Origin of the sequence: Methanocalculus sp., from assembly GCF_029762515.1 — an archaeon.
Classification (GTDB): Archaea; Halobacteriota; Methanomicrobia; order Methanomicrobiales; family Methanocorpusculaceae; genus Methanocalculus.
This window is the reverse complement of record NZ_JARVGN010000208.1, coordinates 1-4046: the sequence shown is the minus strand read 5'-3', so window position 1 is coordinate 4046 and position 4046 is coordinate 1. Positions and strand designations below refer to the sequence as shown.

Annotated in this window: 4 protein-coding genes and 1 pseudogene; all 5 read right to left on the bottom strand. The window is 55.0% G+C overall.

What is annotated here, in order from left to right:
- Positions 1-601, bottom strand: a 601-nt coding sequence (locus QCH34_RS08135; RefSeq protein ID WP_300332693.1) for a sugar phosphate nucleotidyltransferase, incomplete at its 3' end; no start/stop codon positions are given.
- A gap of 6 nt (positions 602-607) precedes the next feature.
- The gene (glmU, locus tag QCH34_RS08130; RefSeq protein WP_300332691.1) at positions 608-1822 is read right to left on the bottom strand and encodes a bifunctional sugar-1-phosphate nucleotidylyltransferase/acetyltransferase; all 1215 of its coding nucleotides are present in this window, start codon (positions 1820-1822) and stop codon (positions 608-610) included.
- A complete protein-coding gene (locus QCH34_RS08125; protein WP_300332689.1) occupies positions 1822-3078 on the bottom strand; it encodes a phosphopentomutase/phosphoglucosamine mutase in 1257 nt (418 codons plus the stop codon). Before QCH34_RS08125 ends, glmU begins: the two co-directional genes overlap by 1 nt.
- A gap of 34 nt (positions 3079-3112) precedes the next feature.
- Positions 3113-3718, bottom strand: coding sequence for a hypothetical protein (locus QCH34_RS08120; protein ID WP_300332687.1), 606 nt, complete (start codon positions 3716-3718; stop codon positions 3113-3115).
- Positions 3715-4046 (bottom strand): annotated as a pseudogene (locus QCH34_RS08115) (cyclase family protein); the annotation flags it as partial. The gene QCH34_RS08120 and the pseudogene QCH34_RS08115, both read right to left, overlap by 4 nt.

Here is a 4046-nt window from a genome sequence, read left to right as displayed (position 1 = left end):
CATACCATTGGCCGCCCCGGACTCCCCGGACAGGGATGCCGTCTCCGATCATGCGAATGAGCAGATCCGAGAGATCCGCTTCCCTGATGGATCTGATCACCTCCGGTGTGAAGAGATAGAGGCCGCTGCTCACAAGACAGGGACCTTTTTCATCGGGTTTTTCGAAGAAGTCCGTGACGAGACCATCCTGCATCCGGACAACGCCATAATGGGAAGGAGAGAGCGAGCCGGAGACCATGATTGCATTGCCTTCTGTCCCCATCTCCTCGATGGATGCAGCATCCACGTAATTATCCCCTGAGAGGACAAGGGTCGTCTCATGAATCAGGTGAGCCGCAGAAGCAAGTGCATGGGCGGATCCAAGCTGCTTCTCCTGGAAAACCACCCTGACTTCATGATCGAGAGTATTGAGATGCCGGATCACCTGTTCTCTCCGGTATCCGGCGACAACGATGATATCCCGTATTCCTGCCTTCAGAAGGGCCTCGATACAATAGTCTATCAAGGGACGGTTACCGACAGGGATCAATGCCTTCGGCCGGTTCTTAGTCAATGGGCGGAGCCGCCACCCCTCGCCGCCTGCCAAAATTACTGCCTGCATTCACGCTCACCTCGACACGATCGTCTCATCATCACACACACCCTCGACAAATGAATGGGGCGCAATCCTGCACCCGGACCCGATACTCGAACCGGTATTCACCGAACAGTTGATCCCAAAGAGGACATCATCCCCGATGACCGCACCGAACTTCTTTCTTCCCGTCAGGACTCCTCCGACCTGCACGATGCCGGAGTCATGCCTGAGATTGGCAATTTTTGTCCCTGCACCGAAATTGCACCCTGAGCCGATCACGCTGTCACCGATATAATTAAAATGCGGGATCTTGGTTCCATGCAGGATGACGGAGTTCTTGATTTCGACCGCATGACCGATATGGCAGGAGTCCCCGATCGCAGTCTTCGGCCTGATATAGGCATGCGGACCGATGATACAGTCCTTTCCGATGATGCAGGGGCCTTCGATATAGCTCCCGGCCCTGATGGTTGTCCCTTCCCCGATGATAACCGCACCCTTGATGACCGCTCCTTCCTCAACGGTTCCGGCAATCTCTTCCTTCAGATCAGTAAGAAGGAGTTCGTGTGCTGCGAGTATATCCCAGGGATACCCGACATCCATCCACGTATGAAGCGTGAGAGCAGAGAGCATTCCTTCATTGATATAGTCCATCAATGCATCGGTCAGTTCGTATTCTCCCCGCCGCGAGAGGCCGATTGCTTCGATCCGTTCGAAGATCTCAAGAGAGAAGAGATAGGCACCGGCATTAATCATCCTGCTTTTAGGATTCTTCGACTTCTCCTCAAGGCTGACCACCCGGTCACCCTCAAGCAGAACCACCCCGTACTCCTCGGGGTGATCGGCTTCAGAGACACCAAGTGCAGGTTCCGGCATAGTACAGAGCGCCCGGATTTCATCAGATCCGAGAATCATATCGCCATTCATCATCAGGAAATTTCCTGATACCAGCCCTGCTGCAGATCGAAGTGCATCGGCGGTTCCGAGCTGATGCCTCTGGACAACATAGTCGATCTCAACACCAAGGGCACTTCCATCACCGAAATATTCCCTGACCGCCTGTTCGCCATATCCGACGACCAGGATAAAACGCCTGATCCCCGCCTTATGGGCTGCAAGGATGAGATGTTCGAGCATGGGACGATTGGCGAGTGGGATCATCACCTTTGGACGGCTGGTCGTCAGGGGGCGCATCCGCTTCCCTTCGCCTGCCGCAAGAAGAATACATTCTGTTACCGGTTCCATCAGGAGACCTCCCTGAGTACTTTTTTTAATCGATCCTCTCCTTCAGAGAGGAGTTTCTCTGCGATATCCTTTGTCCTTCCTTCTGCGGTCACCCTCACCTTCGGCTCGGTTCCGCTTGCCCGGATCAGGTACCAGCCATCTTCCTGCTCAACCCGGATGCCATCTGTTGGTACCTCCGCGCCAAGAGATCGGAGTGCTGCATCACCGTTTACAGTCGCAAGAGATGAGCGAAGGATCGGATAAACCGGCATGGTATCAACTTCTTCGGCAATATCCCATTCACCGGCAATCTCACAGAGGAGGGTGGCGGCATAGATTCCATCAGGGCAGAAAGAGTGGGCGGGGAAGATCCAGCTTCCCGAGGGCTCGCCGCCGAGGCTTCCCCAGGAGAGGAGGGCTTCGGAGACATAGCTGTCACCGACAGGAGTCCGCCTGACAGTAGCAACCTCCTCAATTGCCATCGAGGCATCGACTGTGGTCACCACCTCATGCAGGTCGAGATACCGCGCAAAGAGCATCAGGAGATGTTCACCAGAAATAAACCGGCCCCGGTTATCAAAAGCAACACACCGATCCGCATCGCCATCATGGGCAACACCGCATGAAGCACCAGAACTCCTGATGATCGCAGGCATATATGAGAGATTTTCGGGGAGGGGTTCTGAGGGGCGGGGGAAAGTTCCCGTTGGATCGCAGTTGAGGCAGACGGTCCTCAGGCCTGCCTCATCCAGAAGGGAGGGGGTGATCCGGGATCCCGCCCCTCCACCGCAGTCCAGCACAACCGTCATGCCTTCCTGAGGTGAAAGAGACCCGAGTATGGCATCGGAGTGGGGTGTTATGATATCCGCATCTCTCCGGGAGCCAATGGCCTTCCAGTCCGTCCAGCCAGGGTCCTCAAGTGACTCCTCCATCTGCTTCTGCTGGGCAATGGTAAAGGAAGAGCCATCCGGATTGAAGACTTTCAGTCCGTTATACATCTCAGGATTATGCGATGCGGTCACCATGCACGCTGCATCGGCTTCCCGTGCTGCATAGGCGACAGTCGGTGTCGGTGCGATGCCACCGGCGATGACGTCCGCCCCGGAGGAGAGGATCCCGGAGATGAGGGATTGGGTAAGGATATCCCGTGTGGTTCGTGTATCGCTCCCGAGAACCACACATTCCCTGCCTGCACCAAGAGAGGCGCCGACCCGGAGAGAGAGGTCAAGGAGGGTTTTTCCATACTGCATCCTGATACCGGATGAACCAAAGAGCATACTGAAGATGTGATTTTGATGGTATTATGGTTACTCATCTGCCAAAGGGGCACCAGTGCTTCAGAGCGAGGAGTGTGGCAACTCCTGCGGTCGACGGACCCATATAGACGATCTCTTTCTCCTCAAGGAAATTCTCCTGGATGGCAATCCCTTCATCGGTGACAAAACCGTCGCCGGCGATGATGATGATATCCGCATCCTCCGGACGATCAACGATCCTCCCGGGGAAGAGATCAGGGATATGGTTGAGATCCCCGACAGGATAGATCTTTCCGGAATCATAGAACTTCTGGAGGAGTTCCTGGCATTCCAGGCGATCAGAGGGGGAGCATGAATGGAGTTTGCGCGAAAGACAGGCAAAGCCTGTCACAACATTGATTATTGCAGCAGCAGCAGCCCGGGTCTTCAGTTTCTTCAGTGGCGCTCCATACAGGAATGAGACCTTCGTCTTCGTTTCAAGCGGATCTGTCGTCACCATCTCTGCTGTCCTTCCACCATACACAGCCTCGAGGCATACGCCTTTTGGATACTGGCAGATCGGCACATCGGAGTTTATCCAGAGGGAGACGACCCCATCGTCGCAACCGCTCCCATCAAGCTTTTCTTTGAGTTTGTGTACTGCATCATGAATGACTGTCATGGCATCATCTCTTCAGAATCAATGAGGAGCACCCGCGCTGGTGATCCGTCAATACCCTTCAATAGTAAAGGCAGGGCAACCATCATATATACTCCTTCCGGGATAGCGTCCAGCCTGAGGAGTTCGATGATCATGACACCGGCACGGAGAAGGATCCGGTGAACCGAGCCGTCACCCTCCGGGGATTCAATCGACGGGGCATCGGTTCCAATCACCGATATGCCCCGCTCCACCACACGGCGGGCACCCTCTTCGGTCAGGTACCCATACTCATCAGGATGTGTCGGGGACCAGCCCGAGCAGAGGATCAGGCGGCTTGTTCCTTCGG